The sequence below is a fragment of the Rossellomorea aquimaris genome, assembly GCF_020171925.1.
In the GTDB taxonomy this organism is placed as follows: Bacteria; Bacillota; Bacilli; order Bacillales; family Bacillaceae_B; genus Rossellomorea; species Rossellomorea aquimaris_F.
In genome coordinates, this window is sequence record NZ_JAIVAR010000001.1 from 1,188,837 (window position 1) to 1,210,336 (window position 21,500).

The 21,500-nt window shown below is 44.2% G+C and carries 17 protein-coding genes and 1 other RNA gene; 4 read left to right on the forward strand and 14 right to left on the reverse strand.

What is annotated here, in order from left to right:
• Positions 1-112: 112 nt before the first annotated feature.
• The 3 genes from LCM10_RS06230 to LCM10_RS06240 all read right to left on the reverse strand — a co-directional run bounded on the left by LCM10_RS06230 (position 113) and on the right by LCM10_RS06240 (position 6,012).
• Positions 113-3,739, reverse strand: a complete 3,627-nt coding sequence (locus LCM10_RS06230; RefSeq protein ID WP_224875287.1) for a dynamin family protein — start codon at positions 3,737-3,739, stop codon at positions 113-115.
• Positions 3,740-4,375: 636 nt separating this feature from the next.
• Complete coding sequence (locus LCM10_RS06235) at positions 4,376-4,939, reverse strand: isoprenylcysteine carboxylmethyltransferase family protein (protein WP_224875633.1); 564 nt, start codon at positions 4,937-4,939, stop codon at positions 4,376-4,378.
• A gap of 2 nt (positions 4,940-4,941) precedes the next feature.
• Positions 4,942-6,012: a type III polyketide synthase gene (locus LCM10_RS06240; RefSeq protein WP_224875288.1), complete on the reverse strand. Its 1,071-nt coding sequence runs from the start codon at positions 6,010-6,012 to the stop codon at positions 4,942-4,944.
• Between the two features lie 215 nt (positions 6,013-6,227).
• Here LCM10_RS06240 and LCM10_RS06245 point away from each other — a divergent pair, with 215 nt between their 5' ends.
• Positions 6,228-6,704 carry a chemotaxis protein CheX gene (locus LCM10_RS06245; protein ID WP_224875289.1) on the forward strand — a complete coding sequence of 159 codons (477 nt, stop codon included), beginning with the start codon at positions 6,228-6,230 and terminating at the stop codon, positions 6,702-6,704.
• 23 nt (positions 6,705-6,727) lie between these two features.
• Here LCM10_RS06245 and LCM10_RS06250 read toward each other — a convergent pair whose 3' ends face one another.
• A complete protein-coding gene (locus tag LCM10_RS06250; protein ID WP_224875290.1) occupies positions 6,728-7,498 on the reverse strand; it encodes an SDR family NAD(P)-dependent oxidoreductase in 771 nt (256 codons plus the stop codon).
• Positions 7,499-7,947: 449 nt separating this feature from the next.
• On the opposite strand from LCM10_RS06250, the gene LCM10_RS06255 reads away from it, so the two are divergent.
• From LCM10_RS06255 to LCM10_RS06265, 3 genes are read left to right on the forward strand one after another with little or no spacing between them, the layout of a single operon-like run.
• Positions 7,948-8,097 (forward strand): cytochrome c oxidase subunit 2A, encoded by a 150-nt coding sequence (locus LCM10_RS06255; RefSeq protein ID WP_224875291.1) that lies wholly within the window; start codon positions 7,948-7,950, stop codon positions 8,095-8,097.
• A 21-nt stretch (positions 8,098-8,118) separates the two neighbouring features.
• Positions 8,119-8,595 carry a cytochrome c oxidase subunit II gene (locus LCM10_RS06260; RefSeq protein WP_224875292.1) on the forward strand — a complete coding sequence of 159 codons (477 nt, stop codon included), beginning with the start codon at positions 8,119-8,121 and terminating at the stop codon, positions 8,593-8,595.
• Between the two features lies 1 nt (position 8,596).
• Positions 8,597-10,249, forward strand: a complete 1,653-nt coding sequence (locus LCM10_RS06265; protein ID WP_224875293.1) for a b(o/a)3-type cytochrome-c oxidase subunit 1 — start codon at positions 8,597-8,599, stop codon at positions 10,247-10,249.
• Between the two features lie 54 nt (positions 10,250-10,303).
• Here LCM10_RS06265 and LCM10_RS06270 read toward each other — a convergent pair whose 3' ends face one another.
• The 10 genes from LCM10_RS06270 to LCM10_RS06315 all read right to left on the reverse strand — a co-directional run bounded on the left by LCM10_RS06270 (position 10,304) and on the right by LCM10_RS06315 (position 21,433).
• Entirely contained in the window at positions 10,304-11,815 is a 1,512-nt protein-coding gene (locus LCM10_RS06270; protein WP_224875294.1) for a carboxypeptidase M32, read from the reverse strand.
• Positions 11,816-11,963: 148 nt separating this feature from the next.
• Positions 11,964-13,889: an ATP-dependent DNA helicase gene (locus LCM10_RS06275; protein ID WP_224875295.1), complete on the reverse strand. Its 1,926-nt coding sequence runs from the start codon at positions 13,887-13,889 to the stop codon at positions 11,964-11,966.
• 149 nt (positions 13,890-14,038) lie between these two features.
• Positions 14,039-14,218 carry a hypothetical protein gene (locus tag LCM10_RS06280; protein WP_224875296.1) on the reverse strand — a complete coding sequence of 60 codons (180 nt, stop codon included), beginning with the start codon at positions 14,216-14,218 and terminating at the stop codon, positions 14,039-14,041.
• Between the two features lie 77 nt (positions 14,219-14,295).
• Positions 14,296-15,447 (reverse strand): THUMP domain-containing class I SAM-dependent RNA methyltransferase, encoded by a 1,152-nt coding sequence (locus LCM10_RS06285; protein ID WP_224875297.1) that lies wholly within the window; start codon positions 15,445-15,447, stop codon positions 14,296-14,298.
• 161 nt (positions 15,448-15,608) lie between these two features.
• An RNA gene (gene rnpB / locus LCM10_RS06290) (RNase P RNA component class B) lies at positions 15,609-15,994 on the reverse strand.
• A 64-nt stretch (positions 15,995-16,058) separates the two neighbouring features.
• The gene (gpsB, locus tag LCM10_RS06295; RefSeq protein ID WP_224875298.1) at positions 16,059-16,364 is read right to left on the reverse strand and encodes a cell division regulator GpsB; all 306 of its coding nucleotides are present in this window, start codon (positions 16,362-16,364) and stop codon (positions 16,059-16,061) included.
• A 101-nt stretch (positions 16,365-16,465) separates the two neighbouring features.
• A complete protein-coding gene (locus LCM10_RS06300; protein ID WP_224875299.1) occupies positions 16,466-17,023 on the reverse strand; it encodes a DUF1273 domain-containing protein in 558 nt (185 codons plus the stop codon).
• 181 nt (positions 17,024-17,204) lie between these two features.
• Positions 17,205-17,543, reverse strand: a complete 339-nt coding sequence (locus LCM10_RS06305) for a CotD family spore coat protein (RefSeq protein WP_224875300.1) — start codon at positions 17,541-17,543, stop codon at positions 17,205-17,207.
• Positions 17,544-17,883: 340 nt separating this feature from the next.
• Complete coding sequence (locus LCM10_RS06310) at positions 17,884-19,149, reverse strand: ribonuclease H-like domain-containing protein (RefSeq protein WP_224875301.1); 1,266 nt, start codon at positions 19,147-19,149, stop codon at positions 17,884-17,886.
• A gap of 19 nt (positions 19,150-19,168) precedes the next feature.
• Complete coding sequence (locus LCM10_RS06315; RefSeq protein ID WP_224875302.1) at positions 19,169-21,433, reverse strand: DEAD/DEAH box helicase; 2,265 nt, start codon at positions 21,431-21,433, stop codon at positions 19,169-19,171.
• Positions 21,434-21,500 lie beyond the last annotated feature (67 nt).

Sequence of the window (21,500 nt, forward strand, 5' to 3'; positions counted from 1 at the left end):
TAATAAATAGTCTAGGAATCCTTCTGCAACTTCCTGCCACGAATATGGATACATGTTGCACAGCAGTGGTACGGATTTTCACTCATTATTTCCACCCCTTCGGTCATTCGATTTAAGAGGTCTCTTCCAGCCATTTCAGTTCTGTGCGAAGCTTTTCGATGTCCTGAACTTTACTCAAAGCTTCAATGTTCGAATGAATTTGCTCAAGCACCTGTCCCCTTGCTTCTTCTTTCATCTTGCTGAACCGGAGCCTGATATCTGACTGGATCCATTCCTTAAGTCGCTGTTTTTCCCTGTTCAAATAATCATCTGCTGGTCCATCAAGTTTCTTCTCCAATGCTTCCTGGACTTCTTTCTTTCCTCCTTTTTCAAGGAAGTGCTTCGTGTTCTTGAACGATGAAAGGGCCCCTCTGAATTCGTTCATATCGATTTCTTTGAATGCTTGCTGGAATTCAATACTTATGTTGCTTTCGTCCCGGTTTGATGAAAGGAGGATTTCCTCGTCCCATCCTTGGATGATCGTTTCGAATTCATCCCATTGGTCACTCAGCTGCTTTCCGATATACTGTTGCATCCGTAGGGAAGTGGCCCTCATTTCCTGTGAGAGATCAAACCCAATGCTTCCAATGAATTCCTTCAACCCACTTTCCAGCGCTTTCGCAGGATTCGATTCATTCAAGAACAACCCTGAATGAAATGCTTCCTTATAGAAATCGGGAGCACGGAAGAACACACGTTGTTTCAAGTAATGAACCAATTCATCCAATTCCTGCTGGAGCTCTGCCTCCATCCTCCCGGTCCCTCTTGATTCAAGGAAGTTTATCACCTTGGCCTTCGTATCTTGCAGCTCTGAAATACGACGCTTTTTGTCCGACTGATCGCTTGAAGCCGATTGGATAAAATGCTTGAATCGCCTGATTCCTTTCTTCCATTCATTCATTGCGGAATCAACGCTCATCCCGACCAGCTCATGCTGGATAAAGGATTCGAAATCACCTTTGAACCGTTCCATTCCGTGCGCTGCCTCATTTTGAAGCGCAAGCAGGGAAGAAACCCCGAAAATCCTCGGGAAGCGGATGCCATATTGGATCAGCTGATTCTTCACATATCCTATGACGTCTTCCTTTTCTTCTTCGTCCTTGGCAAGATCGATTGCATTGACGATAAAGAACATTTTGTCGAGCTCGAATGTATCTTTCACCCGACCGAGCTGGATGAGGAACTCCCTATCCGCTTTTGCAAACGCATGATTATAATACGTGACGAAAAGAATGGCATCTGCATTCTTTATATATTCGAAAGCCACACCGGTATGTCGGGCATTGATTGAATCTGCCCCCGGAGTGTCTACCAGCGTGATGCCCCTCCTGGTAATATCACAGTCATAGTATAAATCGATGGACTCGACAAAGCAGGATTTTGATTCATCCGCTACGTATCGTCTGTACTCATCCAGGTTCACGGTGATCTTTTGACCCAATACCCCGACGAACCTTTCATATCCTTGATAAAATGCACGGAGGAATGAAAGGTGAATTTTTTCTTTTGCATCACCATCTGCTTCATCTAGTAACACCGGGATCACTTTCATGGCTTCTTCGAGACTAGACACTTCCTTGTCAAAGAATGAAAGTGAATTAGAAAGATCCTGAAGCAGCTGTTCGTCCGATTTGATCTGTACATCCGCTGTTTCATGATGATGGTGATCACTAACAGGCTTGATTCTGTTAATGGATGCAGTCGTTGGATTGGGGCTGACAGGCAGTACTTTCTTCCCAAGAAGCGCATTGGCAAATGAAGATTTACCGGCACTGAATGCCCCGAATAATGCAATGGTGAACGATTGATGGGCAAGCCTTTCCTTTTTACCTTCCAGTATTTCAGCGATCTTATTGAATCCTTCTAGGCCCTTAAAGATATGAGTCATCCGGTCAAGCCTTTCAATCGCATGTTCAGCGGAAACCTTCGTTTCACCATTTGCATGTTCTTGTTGAGGATTCGCCTCTTCCAACACGTTTTCAACGGTTTTCTCCGATGTGTCATCCAACACTTCGGATGCATCAACGTATGACATTTCCTTGTTTACCCATTCATTGATCCAGCCTTGGATCATTTCATCCCTTCCTTGCATTTCTGAAACATTTCTCAATCTCGCTACTTGCTGCTGCTTTTCCTCCTCGAGGAGATTCCACTTATGCAAGAAGACGGTCTTCTGGCGAAGCTCCTGAAGCTTCTCCTGTAGCTGAGTCTGCTTTAGTTCATTGTCATCCTCAAGTTGTTTAAGGGTTTCCTGGAATAACTTGTTCGTTTCGATCCGTGCATTTTTCTTCAAGTCTTCCGAAACATTGTCACAATACTGTAGAACATAATCTCCAGTAACCTTCGCACCCGGCTTGATCAAACTGGTCAGATATCCCTCATCCACTTTCAGGGACAACTTCTCCCAATCTTCTATTATATTTGGGGCCATCGATGATTTTTTCTTCAAGAAAGATTTCCCCAATGTCTTCAGATGCCAGTCGAGCTGTGTTTCAATCCGGCCATTCACCTCTTCTCTAAAGGCTTGCGACCTCCTGGATCGTTCTTCTTCAGTCTTGTTCTTCGAGAATAAGAACCCGACCTTGAATTCAGGCTGCTGGCTTTCCAAGAATTCTTTCGCAAGATCTCTTGTCTCGAATGGCATCAAATAGGCATTCTTAAGTATTTTACTACGCTCATCTTCGAACTCCTGTTGAAGGGAGCCATTATCGTCATCTGATAATTGGTCAAGCATCTTTTGCTCTTCGAGAAGAAGGCTTTCTTTCCTACCCCATTCTTCTTCGTCAAGATGATTCTTACTTTCTTCCATGATTGTCTGCTGCTGATCCCCATACCATCGCTCATGCTCATAAACAAGCTGTGACATTGCGGAGCTGGCAGAGGATTTGATCAATTCTTCTTTCATCGTCACTTGATCTTTAATGAGCTCTCGAAGCGCCTCTGATTCATTGTAAGGGTGCGCTGTATCTTTCAAACTTGTGTAGAAGATACCATCCGGAATGACACCCCAGGAAGAAAAGGAATCACTGACCCCCTCTTTAAACGCCTCGAATGATAACTCCTCTTCTTGATGTTTATCGATTTGATTCACGACTAAATACAGCTTGACTCCATGGCGCTTCATCTCTTTCGCGAATTGAAAGTTCACCTGTGACTGGACGTGATTGTAATCCATCACATAAAAAACCGCGTCCGCCAAATGGATCGCCGATTCGGTTGATAGCCTGTGGGCGTCGTCCGTACTATCCACTCCCGGTGTATCCAGAACTGCAACTCCTTCAGGAAGAGAAATTTCATTTCTGCCTATTTCGACCGAATATACATCTTCCCCATTACGGCAGTATTCCTTGATGTCGGAATAGTCAAACGGAGCCTTAATCTTGATCGACCTTCCTGAATGTTCATGAACGTACGCATAATCCTCTTCAGAGTGCTGGACTTTTACAAGGTTTGCGCTTGTCGGGATGGGACTTGATGGCAGGATTTCTTCGCCCATCAGATAGTTGATCATGGTTGATTTACCTGCAGAGAAATGTCCGCAGAAAGCCAGGATGAATTCCTGATTATAAAGTTTTTCTGCCAGTCTCTCAGCTTTTAGGGCACGCTCATCATCGCCCTTACTTCGAAATATATCGTCATACCCTGCCAATTCTAGCAGGATTGTATGTAAATCAGTACTTTGTTGGTCTATGCGGCTCATATCTAAGATCCTTTCTATTCCAAAAGATGATAACGCTTTTATTCTATCGTATTTCTCATAATATCTCTATGATTTCATGTCTAAGGTTCCTGCATCATTGTATTCAACTCTTCATCAAATGGGGAAACGGATCTTCGCATGTCTTTTTTTCATTAAGCAGTTTTAATGAAATTTTTTTCATAACTCCTGCGGGAATTGCGGGAAAGTTGAGACCCCGCAGGGCAAAGCCCGAGGATTCTCAACTCACGCCCCGCGGAAAGCGAGCACCTGGAGCGCAAATCAACCACTATTCGCTTCTTAGATGGCAACGAGTAGTGATGTTAAAAAAGTTCAAATAAAAAAAGCCTTCTTCAGACGAAGAAGACTATCGGGTCGATTCTGTTGGCATTAGATTGGAAGGAACAAATGATCTTGATTCATACTGTACAGAGTCTCTTTTTTGAACGGGATGTCGATCGACCATCACATTAGACAATACCTTTTTCATAATCAAGCCGTATGTAACCACCGTTAACAATATGAACAACCAAACCATATCCAATCCCACCTTTACATATATTTGGACTTGCAATTGAGAATAATTTTCATGTTCAATTAAATCTTATCAAAAACGATAATCATTTTCAATAAGAATTTTCATTTTTCTCTTTTTGATGCACCTATCCAGCCGGGCGTGCCTATATGGACTCTTTCATAATTCGTTTCACTCTTCAACGCTCTCTCTTCAACGGGGATTCTGGTGAAGAGGATTAATTGGTTAAGAACGGCAAAGATGATCAATGTCCAATATGCATTGAATAGAAGAGGTATCAACACCAATTCAACCGTGACAATGAGATAATTCGGATGCCTGAACAGTTTATACGGTCCTTTTGCCACTACTTCAGTATCAGGAAGAACGATGATTTTTGTATTCCAATACTTCCCAAGAGAAGAAATGACCCAGATCCTCCCAGCCTGAGTGAGAAGGAACCCTGCCAAGAGGTACTTCCAAAGGGGATGGACTCCCGTATGGTATATGCCTCCTTCAATTAGCAATGAGACAAAAAAAGCGGAATGAATCATGACCATGAATTGATAGTGACTTTGTCCAAATTCCTTTGCACCACGTTCTTTCATCCACTGTTCATTTTTTCGGGCAATCACTAACTCTGCCACCCGTTGAATGATCAAAATGGCAAAAAATAAACCGAAAAATATCATCATTCCCACCTCATCAAAACTAATTCTGAACTGAACCCCGGTCCAAGCGCGGTACCTAAACCAAGATCCCCTTTGTTGCATGGACTCTCCAGGAATTCTTTAAGGACATAAAAGATCGTCACCGATGACATATTACCGAATTCCTTCAACACATTCATGCTATTCTCCGTCATACTCTCATCAAACCCCAGCGCTTCTATGTAAGCATCGATTACCTTCTTTCCTCCAGGGTGGGCGACGAAATGATTGATTTCAGCCAAATCGATCCCATGTGCATGAATGAATCCTTCCACATTCGGTCGCAGCCAATTCTTGACTAACGTCGGAATGTCCTTTGAAAAAACGACATAAAGCCCATCGTTTTTAATATTCCAGCCCATTACATCAAGGGAATCTTTCAGTGTTGTGGACTGTGTCGCAAATATCGTAGGCAAAGGGGAGCTGTTTGCATGAAGTAGCTTGCTGTCTTCACCGCTGACCACTGTACATGCAACCCCATCGGCAAATAGGGAGGTTCCGACTAGATTACTTTTGGATCGATCACCATGTTGGAATGTCAGGGAGCACAATTCCACAGACAGGATCAATACATTCGCTTCGGGAAATGCAAGACAGTACTCATAAGCTCTTGATAATCCAGCGGCTCCCCCGGCACATCCTAGCCCCCATATTGGAATCCGTTTCACATGTGAAGAGAATGGCAAGACATTCATGATGCGCGCTTCGATGCTCGGGGTCGCTAGTCCGGATGTACAAATCGTGAAGATTGCATCGATTTCTTCGTATTCAATATTATGTTTTTTCATGCATTTTTCGATGGCCCTCGTTCCCATCTCAACTGCATGATGGATGAATAGATCGTTCTTTTCCTGAAATGAATGAGAAGTTGAAAACCAGTCAATGTCATTCACAAAGTAGCGGCTTTCGATTTCTCCATTATCAAATATGGGCAGCAGGCGGTCTATATCCTTGAAACTACCGGAAAACAAATTGCGTGCAAATTCCGCTACTTCCTTTTGAGTGATTTTAAATGGCGGGATTTCTGTTTCAACGGCAATAATTTTAGGCATGCAACGACTCTCCTTATCTTTTTCCATGTAAGGATAGCATTACCATTTTTGAAATAATCATGTATGCACGAGGAGAGTCGTACGTTCAAATTGAAAAGAATGAAGAAATCCCCATATAAAAATAGGTAAAAAGTTTCATATTGAACCTGACGAAGGAGCCTTAAGACCCATAAGGTATGTTATAATGAACAGGACTAAATCACGGAGGCATTCACATGAATATGACCACCAGTCTTACGGATACAGTAAATCATTTCATCACCTCATTAAAAGGCGTGATCCCGATGGAAGTGATCGTAAGTGAACCCACTTCCTTAGACGAACCTTATAATAAGCATGGCATCGGTGTATTGATCGGAATGACGGGTGATACCCGCGGAAGATTCCTCATTGATGGCGGGGAAGAGAGTTTCCAAGCTCTTGCAGCATCCATGTTCGGAATGCCTTTATCGGGTGAAATGCTGGAATCATTCGCAGGTGAATTAGGCAATATGATTGTAGGGAACCTTGCCACCTCACTTGCACAAAGCGGATATCGAGCAGATATCACAACTCCCACCGTCATTATCGGTGATTCAAGACTTTATGGCTTCCAGCAAGCTTTGCAGCTCCCTGTCACAATCGAACATGCAGGAGATTTCCTGATCCTCTTCATGCAAGAAAATGAGCGGGATGCAAAAAGCGGACATTGAAGGATGTCCGCTTTTTTCTATCGTCAAAATCCTTGAATGGTCATGCCCCCGTCGACAAAAAGCGTCTGACCAGAAACATAGTTTCCTGCATCTGATGACAGGAACACAGCTGGTCCGACCAACTCCTGTAACTCCCCAATCCTTTTCAATGGAGTGACCGCCAGGATATCCTTTACATAATCCTCATTTTTGAGAAGTTCTTCTGTTAATGGCGTTTTAAAATACCATGGTCCAATACTGTTTACGTTGATATTATATTTCCCCCACTCAAAGGCAAGCACCTTTGTCATTTGGATCATCGCCGCTTTCGTAGCAGCATAGACAACCCCCGTACGGAGGGCCACATGCCCGGCAACGGAAGCGATATTGATGATTTTCCCTCCACCATGATCCTTCATGTGTGAACCAATTTCCTGACTCATCATAAAAGCAGATTTCAAATTGGTATCCATAATCTGCTGCCATTCCTCATCGGTCACTTCCAATGCATTCGACCTGATGTTCATTCCTGCATTGTTGATCAAGATATCAATGTTCAATTTCTGGTCCTCTATGTAGTTCAACACCTTATTGATGTCGTCCCTAGAGGTCACATCACACGGTAAGATATAAGCTTTCTTCCCTAACGCTTCAATGGATGCTGCCGTTTCTTCCAAGTCAGCTTCCGTACGCGATAGCAACACCACATCAGCTCCTGCTTCGGCAAGCCCTATACTCAATGCCCGTCCAATCCCCCTGCCTGCCCCTGTCACGACAGCCGTTTTACGATTCAATGAAAATGATGGTAGATACACGCTAAACACTCCCTAGAATATTGATAATATTCAATATCTTAACACATACGGGAATGATCCGCCTTAATCTTACTTCTTCTTATCCGGTTGGAAATGGACTTGTATTTCGATTTTCGCCTCGGCCATTTCCCCACAATACCTGCACACCCTCTTCTCCTTATACAGCTGACAGCACTTTTTACAGTAATAGTTTTCCACTTGGTGACTCGCCTCCAAAACATATAAAATCCCATACTACTTATAATGTATGAGAACTTTGTTGAATCGGTACATGTGCATATATCTGGCGATACACACACACTCTTTTCGTTAAATTGTGATAGACTTCACAATTCCTTCACAATTATCCTCTCCAAGTGTGATGTTTATCACAGTAGGACATTGGCACTGACGGGTATGATGAAGGTAGCCAATCATACCGCGAAGATGTGGTGAAAGGAGTGAGCACGATGGCAAATCCAGAATTGGACAGAAAGACGAAGGTCGACGTGGAAGATGCCTCTAGTTTGAAAGGCACGCTAACATCCGTATTACTGCTTGGTGGCTTCCTGGTTCTTTCATGGATCGGAGTGTTTATCGTATTTATCAATCGTTTTTAATGGAAGAAGGAGTGATTGAACATGCATTTGCATCGTTATGAAAAATGGTGGCTGACTCTCGGGACCGGCTCTCTTATTATCTTTTTACTTATATTGGGGATCAGTGCTTTTCATCAGGGACATCAGCCTCCGAGTGCAAAGGCTTATATTAACCCTGAAAGAGTCGATGCGATCGCCCCTTTCGATCAACCTGGCCTGAAGAAAGTCCAAGGGGAGAAATGGGATTACGAACTAGTATTAGTGGCTTCGACATTTATGTATAACCCAGGAGAAGTAGAAGTGCCAAAAGGGTCAACGCTAAAAATCATCGCGACGACCAAGGATGTCATCCACGGTTTCGAAGTTGCGGGTACAAATATCAATATGATGCTTGAACCAGGCTATATCAGTGAATATACAACGACTTTGGATAAAACGGGAGAGTTCCTCGTCGTCTGCAACGAATACTGTGGCGTAGGTCATCATACAATGAAATCCATGATTAAGGTGGTGGACTGACATGAAAGAAGAACGTTTCATTAAAATCGACAGTAAAGACGCAAAGCTCGCAATGGCCCACATCTATGTTGGATTCATCGCTCTTGCACTCGGTGGACTGGCTGGATTATTGCAAGTGCTGGTCCGTTCAGGAAGCTTTACGCTACCTGCAGGAATCGGCTATTACCAGGTTCTTACCGTGCATGGTGTTTTACTTGGCCTAGTTCTTACCACATTCTTTATACTTGGTTTCCAACATGCAGCCATTTCAAGAACGTCAGGAACCTACACAAGTAAGTCCCGCTTATTCGGCTGGATAGGGTTCTGGGTGATGCTCGTCGGTACCTTAATGGCCGCCACGATGATCTTACTGAATGAGGCGACAGTTCTTTATACATTTTATGCCCCTCTTAAAGCTCACTGGATTTTCTACCTCGGTTTAACGTTCGTTGTCGTCGGTAGCTGGCTTGGTGGAACGGGCATGATCATCAAATACGTGGAATGGAGAAGACAACATCCTGGCGAATCCAGTCCTCTTCTGACCTTCATGGCAATCATCAATATGGTATTATGGATCATTGCAACGCTTGGTGTGGCTGGCACCGTCCTCTTCCAACTGCTTCCTTGGTCACTCGGACTAGTTGAAAGAGTCGACGTGCTCATCAGCAGGACGTTATTCTGGTATTTCGGACATCCATTGGTTTATTTCTGGCTGCTTCCTGCTTATATGGCTTGGTATGTCATCATCCCCAAGGTCATCGGGGGGAAAATTTTCTCCGACTCCTTGGCAAGGTTGTCTTTCGTACTGTTTCTTTTATTCTCGATTCCGGTCGGTTTCCACCATCAGCTCGTCGAACCAGGGATCGATGCATTTTGGAAGTTCCTTCAAGTGACCCTTACGTTCATGGTCGTCATCCCATCCTTGATGACCGCCTTCTCTTTGTTTGCAACCTTTGAGTTGTTTGGCCGTTCTAAAGGCGCCACTGGTTTATTCGGATGGTTCAAGAAGCTTCCTTGGGGCGATGCCCGCTTCACGGTCCCGTTCATTGGTATGGTGGCCTTCATCCCTGCCGGTGCCGGGGGCTTGATCAATGCCTCCAATCAGATGAACCAGGTTGTGCACAATACCATCTGGGTGACCGGGCATTTCCATTTGACGTTGGCTACCTCGGTTGTTCTGACGTTCTTCGGTATCTCTTACTGGCTCGTCCCCCATTTGACAGGACGGGTCTTGACGAAGGCGATGAATAAACTCGCCATCGTACAGGCCATTGTGTGGGCATGCGGTATGGGCATCATGTCCGGAGCGATGCATGCCGTAGGTTTATTGGGTGCTCCGAGAAGATCTTCGTTCTCTACTTACGGGGATGCCAAACAAGCGCTTGACTGGATCCCTTATCAGGTTGCACAGGCAATCGGTGGAACGATTCTCTTCATCGGAATCATCCTGGTACTCTATATTTTCATCAATCTCGCTTTCTTCGCTCCTAAAGGCGAAGAAGAATTCCCAATCGGCGAACAGGCCGAAGGAGCAGAAAAGACACCGATGGTCCTTGAGAATTGGAAGATTTGGCTTACCATCCTCGCTGCACTGATTTTGGTGGCATATACCGTTCCATTCATTGATATGTTCCAGAATGGTCCGCCTCCTTCTAAGGGATTCAGAGTTTGGTAAGTTCCAGTAGATATTCAGGAAAGGCCGCTTCTTAAAAAGAAGCGGCCTTTCGCATTATAAAGAGTAGACTTTGGTATATTTATCGATCAGGTATTCTGCAAGGTAGGAAGCGTTCAAGCCTTCGCCTGTCACGTCTTTCAAGATTTCAAGCGGCTTCTTCATCTTACCCCACTGATGGACATGATCCGTCATCCATTCCTTGATCAGTGTAAGCTCGCCTTTTTCAAGGAGCTCATCAAAGTCTGGGATATCTTTTTCCATGGCGTTCTTGAATTGCGCTGCGTACATATAGCCAAGAGCATAAGACGGGAAGTATCCGAAGCTCCCTCCTGCCCAGTGGACATCCTGAAGCACTCCTTCTCCATCGTTGGACGGCTTGACCCCAAGATACTCTTCATATTTCTGATTCCAGATCCGAGGCAGGTCCTCCACCTTGATTTCATCATTGAATATCCCTTTTTCAATCTCATACCGGATGATGATATGAAGGGCATACGTCAATTCATCCGCTTCGATCCTGATCAACGATGGCTTCGATTCATTGATCGCCCTATAAAATTGGTCAAGGTCCACCGAGTCGAATTGCCCGTTGGCATATTGCTTGAGCAGATCATAATTCTGCTTCCAGAATGAATAATTCCTTCCAACGAAGTTCTCGTAGAACAATGACTGTGATTCGTGGATGCCCATCGAAGTTCCCGTGCATAACGGCGTTCCGACCAGATCTTTCGAGATGTTCTGTTCATAAAGTGCGTGCCCACCTTCATGAATCGTTCCGAATACAGCCGTTCTCCAATCCTTCTCATCATACTTGGTCGTCACCCTGACATCACCAGGGTTCAGCCCGATTGCGAACGGATGCACGGTCTCATCCAATCTTCCAGAGTTGAAGTCATACCCCATTTGCTTAAGGATTTCCAAACTGAACTCCTTTTGCTTTTCCTTTGGAAAGTGTTCAAATAGGAATGCCGTGTCCGGTTTGTTTTCAGATGCAGAGATTTTATGTACAAGTGGTACGATTTTGTCCCTCAGTTCACGAAACACCTCGTCCAGGACGTTTACCGTGACCCCTGGTTCATACATATCGAGAAGCGTATCGTATTTATGCTCTTCGTAGCCCCAGTACTCGATGAAACGCTTAGTGTAATCTACCAATTTCTCTAAGTAAGGTTGGAACATGTTAAAATCCGATTGGGATTTCGCCTCTTCCCAGATCGATTCCGCCTTGGACTGCAGGACAACATACTCTCTATATTCTTTTGCCGGGATTTTCTTATTGCGGTCATACTCCTTCTGACATTCCTCAAGTAGCTTTTGTGTCTGTTCATCCAGCTCGTGTTTCTCAGGTGAAAGTTTCGCAAGGTATGCGGCCATTTCGTTAGAAGTGGACATCTCAAATAGATCGGATGAAAGCATTCCGATCACTTCAGAACGTTGTTCAACCCCATTCTTTGGTGCACCCGTCCTTAAGTCCCAGAACATTAAGCTTAGTGCTTCATTATAAGCCGTCATTTTTTTAGCATAGTCAAGAAAGCTGTCTTTCACTTCCACTAGTTCTTCTCTCATTGTAAAGCCCCCTTTTTAAACATCTCTATTATTTTATCATATTTTTCTGACAGATCCTTCTAAAATGCTTCCATGATTTTCTTTCTCACGTATTTTGTTTATTGATTCATACATCATAAAAAAGAGCCGTCTTTTAGACGGCCCTCCGTTAAATCTTCATCGTTTCTTCCTGTACGGGAAGAATCCCATCCAGCGCTTCTCTAAACGAAGACTCTTCTTCATTCAACAAGATATGAATGTTCCCGTAGTCTTCGTTGGTACGGATCAGGCGTCCGATCCCTTGCCTCATGCGGAGTAGCATGTATGGAATATCCACTTCCTTCATCGGCTCTCCTGCATGCTTGCGCTTCGCATCAAATACAGGATCCTTAGGCGGGAACGGCAATGACATGATGATTACTTGGGAGAGTGATTCGCCCGGTACATCAAGTCCTTCCCACAGATGATAGGAACAAAGTACGCTTGACGTGTCACGTTGAAACTCTTCAACGGTATGACTGATTTCCTGATCTCCTTCGAAAATGATCTTCCACTCGTCTGCCATACCTGATTTGTTGAACTGACGAAAAGCGTCCATCTCTTCTTTGGTAGAGAAAAGTAGCAGTGTTTTTCCATTATTTCGTTTCAACTGTTCAATGGCATATTGGAACTTCGCTTCATTCCCCTGAATATTCGTTTGAACATACAATTTCATCATATCCTCATATTCATAAGGCGAGTCGACCGAGAACTTCTCGAAGCTTTGGATCCCAAGTGATTGTGCCACGTATGAAAAGTCCTTATCATACGATAATGTAGCGGAAGAGAATATGAATGGGATTTTCTGTGAGAATACCTTCGTGCGAAGTATTTCCTCCACCAATCTCGGCATAACAACAAATGTGTGCTCATCCTCCGTCGCCTCAAGCCAATAGATCCCTTTTTCATCCTCGAGGAATAGTTTCAATGAGTATTGGATTTGCTCGAGATACTCTTCCACTACCTTCAATAAGTAATCGTCCATCACGTACATTTCCGCTTCGAAAACGAGTTCATTCAATAAATTCTCTATATTTTCTGTCAGCATCCTGCCCTGTTCCAATATTGCAGGTGAACGGGTGATGTACTGCCTTACGGTTCCTGGTTCAATCCTCGCTTCACTTTCGAGCAGCGTGAACCAGGTTTCATTTGCTACCATGATATCCTCAATCTGATAAAGTGTCGCTTCTCTCATATCAGATGCGGAAAGTCGTTCGAGAAGCCCCTCGAGTGTCTCCATCCTCATCCGGTAAGTCATCGCCTTTTGTGAAGCAAACTCCAATAAATGACCTTCATCGAATACGACTGAGCTCGCTTCGGGTAGTAATGGCAGCTGACCTTCACGTTTACGTGATTCCTTTGTCCAAATATGTTCCATGTAAAAGTCATGTGAACAGACGATCAAATCGCCTGCACTGCGATAATGCTCCCTATGGAGAGTCTGTCCACAACGATGGCGATAAACACAAGACATACAATCCTGCAAGGAATCCCATCCGATTTCGTTCCACTCATCGTCAGTTAGAGAAGGGAAATCTTTCCGATCACCATAGTGCGTGAATTTGTTCATGGAATTCGTTTCATGCACAAATGAGGGCAGACCTTCCCAAATATCATGAAATTGTTCATTGGCGTGCAACCTTTCTTCCAACTTTTTGTTGCACAAATACTGCTCCCGTGATTTCGCCAGTCTTACATCTATGTCCAGTTCGAGTGCCCTCTCTAGTTTCTCTATGTCCCCATCCTTTTTGACTAACTGCTCAATCAGCGTCTCATCTGCACATGCAATGATTGCCGGTTTCCCTGTATATCTGGCATAGCACAGCGCATACAAAAGATAGACTAACGTTTTTCCTGTACCGACGCCTGCTTCTGCAAACATAACCTGTTTCTGTTTGTATGCTTGATTAAGTTGAAATGCCATGAATACTTGTTCATCCCTGAGATCGAATCCTTTTTCCGGCAGGATATCATAGAAGACATCCCCCACCCAATCTGAAAGGGCTTCATAAAATGATTGATCTTTCGTTAAATCGAAAGGTAATTTACTTTTCATACAGACCTCCTGCAACAATTGCTATACTGCTAATTTGCTAGAAAAAGTGCACCATACACTTCTTCCCCCCAGCTCAACTGGAGCACGCACAAAAAGAAACACTCCATACAAAGGGGATATGACCACTTGTATGGAGTGAGTCCCTGGTGTTAATCGAATCTTCTACTATGTCTTTGCAATTCATATTGAAAGGCTTTGTTCAAGTTGATTTTCGCATCCATCAAGCTGTGCTGAATGGAAGCATCCGCTTCCTGATCGATGGAAATCGACGACAATGAGCCTTCCAATGCCTGATAGATCTTATGGAAATCCCTAAGAGAATGTTCCATATTCTCTCACTCCCCAGAAAAAAATGATAGCACTAGTATACGCAGGAAGTAAGCAGGATATTCCACTTATTTAAAAATCAGACATCGTTCCGATCTTTTTTTGGGGGACGAGGACCAAAATATTGATAATAATCCGTTCGGATGAACCCATTGAACAGCTTTCTTTTCTTTGTGGCTGGCTTACCGTAAAACGATTCGAATCCTTCATGGGACGTCAACATGTAAACGGACCATGTATCGAGCTTTTCAAACGCCTGTCCCATCTCTCTATACATCTGTTCGACTTCAGGTCTTTCCCCAAGTCTTTCCCCGTACGGAGGATTCCCGACCACGATCCCATATTCAAGATCAGTGACAAAATCCCTGACTTGCATTTGTTTGAATGTCAAGAGGTCACCGAGTCCAGCTTCCATCGCATTCTCTTTCGCGATATTCACCATCCGGTGGTCGATGTCTGTACCCATGATTTCAAGGGGCTGATCGTACTTAGCTACATCTTCCGCCTCCATACGCGCTTTGTCCCATACATCATTGGAAATAAAAGACCAGTTCTCTGACAAAAACTCCCGATTGAAGCCAGGGGCGATGTTCTGTCCGATCAATGCCGCCTCGATGGGGATCGTACCAGAACCGCAGAATGGATCCAGGAACGGACGATCCGGATTCCATGTCGTTAATTTGACGAGGGCAGCAGCCAGTGTCTCCTTAAGTGGAGCCTCCCCCTGGCCGGTTCTGTACCCCCTTTTGTGAAGTCCCTGACCGCTTGTATCAAGCGTGATACTTGCAGTATCTTTATGCAATGCCACCTCGATCTTATAAAGCGGTCCCGTTTCATCGAGCCATGATGTCTTCTTATACGCCTGTCTCATTCTTTCCACTATTGCTTTCTTAACAATCGCCTGACAATCAGGGACGCTGTACAGCTTGGATTTGACAGACTTTCCTTGTACAGGGAACTCAGCATCCTCAGGCATGTATTCTTCCCAAGGAAGCTTTTTAGTCTGTTCAAACAGTTCATCGAAGGAATATGCCTTGAACTCCCCTACCAGGATCTTGACCCTGTCGGCAGTACGAAGCCACATATTAGCCCTGGCGATAGCTGTTTCGTCACCCTTGAAGATCACCTTTCCGTTTTCCACTTGACAATCATATCCCAAATCCTTTACTTCTCTTGCCACGATTGCCTCAAGTCCCATCGCGGCAGTCGCAATCAGTGTATATGTACTCATTTCATGCACCTCGTTACTTTGAATAGTATATAGTATCGTCCATTATGCACCCATCAATTAGAAAAATCCAAATAAAAAGGACTGATACCAAAGGTAGAGTTTACCTGCTTGTATCAGTCACTTGGTTTTGTAGTCAACTATTGTCTTTTCCTGAAATAGCGTTCTGTAAGCCATGTTTTGTTCCTTTGTACTGCAGGCGACTTATCATCTCGTACTCGGGTGGTAATCATCTATCTACAAAGGCATTGCCTTTGTCCCTTCCTTTGTTCGATTCCTCCAGAAGGGTTCCCCTACCAAATTTGGGTTTCTCGCTCGTGGGGTTTACCTCGTTCCACTCCTATCATTTCTAACAGGACTTCGTCACTGTGGCACTTTCAAGGTATTCATACCGTATCCCGTAGGACTTAGGTATTTTCCCTGCCGTCAACTCAAAGGATTGAGCTGCCCTAGCTTATGAATTGGCTAGGCACGAACACTACGGGCATCTCAGCACCGTGCGAGCATGGACTTTCCTCTACAGCAGAAGCTGCAGCGATTACCCAAACGCTATTAAGGATCAGCAATAACTAATTATATAGTAAGTATGATCTCTTTTCAACTTGAAATAAATGTCAATCGTACAACTTGCTACCGAATACATGCTTTTCGAGATTTGATAAGCGTTTAAGAATATCAAAGTTCGTAGTCCCTGAGGCTTGAGGCTGTGCAGCCGGGCGCTTACTTGCACCTTCAACCTGTTTCTTCAGACGCATATTTTCCTGTTGCAATTCTTCTATCTCTTGATGGAACGTTTCGTAATCCTTGATGATCAAATCGAGGAATTTGTCTACATCCTCCGGTTTATAGCCTCTCATGCCGCTCTTGAATTCTTTTTCAAGGATATCTTTTGCCGTTAATTTCACTTTATCTGAGATCATCGCATTCACCTCTGAATTTATCTTTATTATTTTTTCAAATTCGCTTCATTTTGTCAAATCTTTTTAAAAAGTACTTGCTCATTGGGGTCCAGAACAACATATTATGCATCTTTCCACTGTTCTTCTTCTACAATCCACTGTAGATCTTGAAATGAAATGGACCGAATTTGGAATTCAGGATGGCTTTCCTGATATCTCCTTGCTTCTTCATAGAAATATTTAGGCGATCCTTCCTTTTCCACGTCATATAACACGACGAGGTACTGACTTTTGTGCAGGAAAAGAAGATTTCGGTTCCTGAACTGCTGTGGACTCTTGTATGGTTCTTTGGAAATGGAGTCTACAAAATCAGCCTGTGAGAGGATCATTTCATAATATTCCTTATTGGTATCATTCCAGTTCTCTTCCTGATCCAGGAACGGTGTCAGCACGGCAAGCTTCAAGTCGGGATACTCTTCCTGAAGTTCGAATACGACTTCGGCTCCCCACAGTTCCACACCTAGCTGACCACTGATGGTCACCCATTCCAAGCCTTCATCGAGCAATGAAAGTAATTCTTTTCTTAGCGCTTGCTTTATGTAATGAATCGCTTTTTCTTCTTGCTTGAATATTCCCAGCTCAAAGGATTTATAACCAGTCAAGCATGCAACCTTGCCCAAAAAGCAAAACTCCTTTACTAAGGGGGATAAGCCCAGGCTATCCTAATAGTCTTTCCTTTATCTATTCATTGTACCATATTTTCGCTGATGGTTCTTTTAGGTTGTGAAAAAAAGGGGTGACACCAAGGATCATCAGATCCCCGAAGCCACCCCGATCTCTATGCTGTTTCTTCACTCACTCTTAGTATGGTCCGAATGGCGGGCGTGGACGCGGTCCGAATCCTGGTCCTGGTCCAAATCCTGGTCCCGGTCCTGGACCGAATCCTGGTCCTGGTCCACCTGGCGCGCCTGGTCCACCAGGGCCTCCGCCGCAGTTAAACTGCTGATTTGTGACATTGTCGACTGCGGATTGAGTCTGAGGGAAGTAGTGTTTATGTTGATATTGAATATTGTTTACGGTCGTTGTATGCTGCGGGTGAATATGCGGCACCTCATAAGTTGTAAACGTTTGGTTCACACAATTCTTCGTTGGGTGCATTACTGCTGGTAGCACCTTGTTTGGTCTAGGTCTGCAAAACATAGTCATGTTCTCCTTTCATCATGTTTTTGATACATTAATAGCCTATGAAGAGGAAGGGGAACATGTACTAATGCAAATACCTATTTTTGTATATTAAGTGACCCTACATGAAGCTGTATAGAGTTTCAGAGTAATTCGAAAAGAAATATGCCGTTAAACCAATGACGACAAAGAATAAGATTAAGATCGCACGGTTCATTTTTCATCATCCTATCTAAACATATATAAATTCCACACAATTATTCATTTTACAACGACTTGTGAAAATTCTCAATATAATAATAAGGAGATTGAACCATAAATTTGCGATTTTTTACAAGATTACGGGTACATTTTGGAATTAAGACAATCCCTTCCTAATTCGCTTGGAATTCAACCGATTGATCCGCGCATCCAACTGTTCAAGCTTTCGTTCTTTTTTCATTTTATCCATTTCAGTTTCAATGAGTAGCGATTGAAGTTCCATGCACTTTTTAAGCGCACGTTCATAGTCCTTCTTTTTGTGTTCATAGATCTTTGCCATTTCTTCTAGGGCACTGATCTTAGACGGGCAAGCATCATTCAGCCCTTCCCATAGCTCGAGCGCCTTATCGAAGTTCTGCTCTTTTTTATAACGGAAAGCGAGGTGATGAGCGGCCTCCTGGTTAGCATCCCCGTTCCCTTTGAGGAGGTGCTCGAATCTCATCTTCGCCATCTCCCCATTTCCGGTGTATTCAAGCCACCTTCCCGCTTCAAAGGACTCCTGTTCAGTAGAACGATCACCGATGTGCAGCAATTCAAAGCTCAAATGAGTATATAGGGTGATGAGGGAAAGGATGTCCATCTCATTATGTTCCATCACTTTGAATATCCCCTCGGGATCCTTTCGTTCCACATAATCAAAATAAATCATCGGGGCAAGGTATCCAGGTACATCATCGACTCTTTCAAATCCGAGGATCTCTTTTTCTACATTGCTCAATTTGACAGACTCCATCTTGTGCTTGAATAATCTCCTTGATCCATGATACAAGTCAAAATGACCAAATTTCGGGAGATGCGGGACATGTTCCTTGATAAGCGTATGCCTTGTTTTGACCTGTGGCCAATCAAACGCTTTTCCGTTATATGTGACAAGGGTATTGTAATCTACCGTTTCCAGGAAGCTGTGGTAAAGGGGGATCTCACTTCCGGGCTGCGGGAGGAAGTGCTGGGTTACCACAACTTCATCCCCTTCGATCTTCCCATGCCCCAGCAGAAAGATGGTGTTTCCGACTCCACCGCCCAAACCCGTCGTTTCGGTATCGAAGAAAAACAGGTCCTGAGGAAGGAGTCCCTTGGAGGATAAGGGATGGGTGCCGCTGAAGCCCTGCCATGCTGAAACCGCCCTTATCAGCTCTTGAAACTTGTATTTGCCGTGCTTGTAATGAAGTGGGTACCTTTTTTGTCGCACAAGACAGAAATCATCATCAAGATAATACGAAGATGTCCCACTTTCTTTCCACCGATCCTTGTGAGGGAGGTCTGTTTCAAGGATATCAATCGACTTCACCGTTTCCGGTTCACTTTCCACCGACTCCCTGACAATATGTTTTTTCATTCTGTTCAATTTGTTCTTGAGGGACACGTTCTTCCTCCTCTCATCCTTATTGCATGTATAGATGAAGTAATCTCAATGCATCATTCTTGGCAGTCCTCATGGAATGCTCAGTCCCGATGCATGATGGACAGCCGTTTTCACACGGGCAGCTTTCAATTAAATTCCTGGCCTCTGAAATGATTTGTTCGATCCCATCATATACTTTTTCACTTAATCCGATTCCACCGGGATATCGATCATAAATGAATATCGTCGGTTTATCATTGTGGGCCGCTTTTACTTGAGGGACCACGAATATATCACTCGGATCACACATCACATAAAGAGGGATGATGGATTTAAGACTTTGGGATGCACCGATCAAGCCCTCTTCCAACCTCTCTTGCGTGAACATCGAATCATCGCCGAGTGAGATCCAGCTAGAATTTGTGTGAAGCTCTTCTTCGGGAAGGTGGATCGGCCCCGAACCGATATTTTCATGGGTATCGAATTTTATCTTCTTGAAGATCGTCGCCATCGCTTGTACCGTCACATCGCCATATGCAATTTCAGAATCCCCCGATACCCTATGCTTGTCCGTCTCCAGGACCCGAAGCTGGACGGCGAGGTTCGCATCCGTAAAGTAATCGACGTCCACTTCACGGACAAATGCCTTCTTTTCCTCCCAATCGAGCTTTTCAACCTGAAATTGAACACCTTGATGTAAATAAATCGCTTCATCATGAAGCAGCGTCATGGCGGAAAAACGATCCATCTCACCGATCACTTTGACTGCAGAGATGTCCGTTTGATCAATAATGATGACATTTTCCTGAGAAGCTGACCTCAGACTGATATTGTGGGCAGGGAAAACATCGTTCATCCAGTACCATTTGTCACCATTCTTGTGCAGAAGCTTCTCCTCTGCAAGAAACTCAAGGATGTCTTCCACCTCATGGGATCCAAATTGTTCGCCGTCCCTGAATGGAAGTTCATAGGCAGCACATTTAAGATGATCAATCAAAATGATCAGGTTATCGGGATTGATCCTTGCCGTCTCTGGGCTCTGTTTAAAGAAGTAATCTGGATGGTCGATGATGAACTGATCAAGCGGGCTGGAGCTTGCCACCATGATCACTAATGATTCGCCATGTCTCCTGCCAGCACGCCCCGCCTGCTGCCACGCACTGGCGATCGTACCGGGATAACCCGTCATGATACACACTTGGAGCTGTCCGATATCGACACCCAGCTCAAGTGCATTTGTACTTACCACCCCATATATATCGCCGTTTCTGAGCCCTTTCTCAATTTCCCTTCTTTGTGTCGGCAGATAGCCACCCCTGTAGCCACGAATCGATTTTGTCCCTAACTGGCCTTTCACCAGTTCCTGTAAATAGGTCAGGATGATCTCGACCCTTACCCTGCTCCGGGCAAATACAATCGTTTGGATCCTATTCCTCAACAGTTCTCCGGCAATCCTCCTTACTTCGAGGGTCGCACTTCTCCTGATATTCAACGGTTTATTGACAATGGGCGGATTATAAAAAACAAAATGCTTCTTCGCACTCGGTGCCCCGTTATTGTCAATGAGCTCCATCTCACTTCCAGTGAGGTGTTCCGCCAATTCTTTCGGATTGGCAATGGTTGCCGATGTGCAGATGAAAACTGGCCGGGCACCGTAAAATTCGCATATCCGTTTAAGCCTTCGGATGACATTGCCCACATGGGACCCGAACACCCCCCTATAAATATGGAGCTCGTCTATGATGACATATTTTAGGTTCTCAAATAGAGAAACCCATTTTGTATGATGCGGCAAGATGGCAGAGTGAAGCATGTCCGGATTGGTGATGACGATATGTCCTGCTTTCCGGACCTTTTGCCTTATATTTGCTGAAGTATCCCCGTCATATGTATAACTATTGATCGATACACCTGCCTCAGAGATGATGTCATTCAGCTCACTCTTCTGATCCTGTGCGAGTGCTTTGGTTGGAAAGATATATAAAGCCCTTGCATTTGGATCTTCCATGATCGTCTGCAAGACCGGAAGATTGTAGCACAATGTTTTTCCGGATGCGGTAGGGGTCACGGCCGTAAAGCTTTTTCCTTCCATTGCGAGTTGGAATGCTTCCCGTTGATGTGTATAGAGGTTCTCGATCCCCCTTTTGCCAAGGGCATCCTGAATCCGTTCATCAATGCCACCGGGGATCTCAACCAGTTTTGCAGGTTTTTCATCTATTGTATGCCAATGTATGATTTGTTTGTTGAATTGATCGTCTTTCTTAAATTGTTCGATTAGATCTTGAAGGTTGCTTTTCTTAAACATTCTCTTCACCTCTACAGCCTATTTTATCGAATCTATGTTCGAATGTAAAAATAAATATCGTACTCGG

Excerpts from the sequence above, each read along its gene's own strand:
- LCM10_RS06245 (WP_224875289.1), top strand. The coding sequence starts at position 6,228 with ATGAATATGACCACCAGTCTTACGGATACAGTAAATCATTTCATCACC.
- LCM10_RS06260 (WP_224875292.1), top strand. The coding sequence starts at position 8,119 with ATGCATTTGCATCGTTATGAAAAATGGTGGCTGACTCTCGGGACCGGC.
- LCM10_RS06265 (WP_224875293.1), top strand. The coding sequence starts at position 8,597 with ATGAAAGAAGAACGTTTCATTAAAATCGACAGTAAAGACGCAAAGCTC.
- LCM10_RS06270 (WP_224875294.1), bottom strand. The coding sequence starts at position 11,815 with ATGAGAGAAGAACTAGTGGAAGTGAAAGACAGCTTTCTTGACTATGCT.
- LCM10_RS06230 (WP_224875287.1), bottom strand. The coding sequence starts at position 3,739 with ATGAGCCGCATAGACCAACAAAGTACTGATTTACATACAATCCTGCTA.
- LCM10_RS06315 (WP_224875302.1), bottom strand. The coding sequence starts at position 21,433 with ATGTTTAAGAAAAGCAACCTTCAAGATCTAATCGAACAATTTAAGAAA.
- LCM10_RS06280 (WP_224875296.1), bottom strand. The coding sequence starts at position 14,218 with ATGGAACATTCTCTTAGGGATTTCCATAAGATCTATCAGGCATTGGAA.
- LCM10_RS06240 (WP_224875288.1), bottom strand. The coding sequence starts at position 6,012 with ATGCCTAAAATTATTGCCGTTGAAACAGAAATCCCGCCATTTAAAATC.
- LCM10_RS06285 (WP_224875297.1), bottom strand. The coding sequence starts at position 15,447 with ATGAGTACATATACACTGATTGCGACTGCCGCGATGGGACTTGAGGCA.
- gpsB (WP_224875298.1), bottom strand. The coding sequence starts at position 16,364 with ATGATCTCAGATAAAGTGAAATTAACGGCAAAAGATATCCTTGAAAAA.
- LCM10_RS06305 (WP_224875300.1), bottom strand. The coding sequence starts at position 17,543 with ATGTTTTGCAGACCTAGACCAAACAAGGTGCTACCAGCAGTAATGCAC.
- LCM10_RS06275 (WP_224875295.1), bottom strand. The coding sequence starts at position 13,889 with ATGAAAAGTAAATTACCTTTCGATTTAACGAAAGATCAATCATTTTAT.
- LCM10_RS06255 (WP_224875291.1), top strand. The coding sequence starts at position 7,948 with ATGGCAAATCCAGAATTGGACAGAAAGACGAAGGTCGACGTGGAAGAT.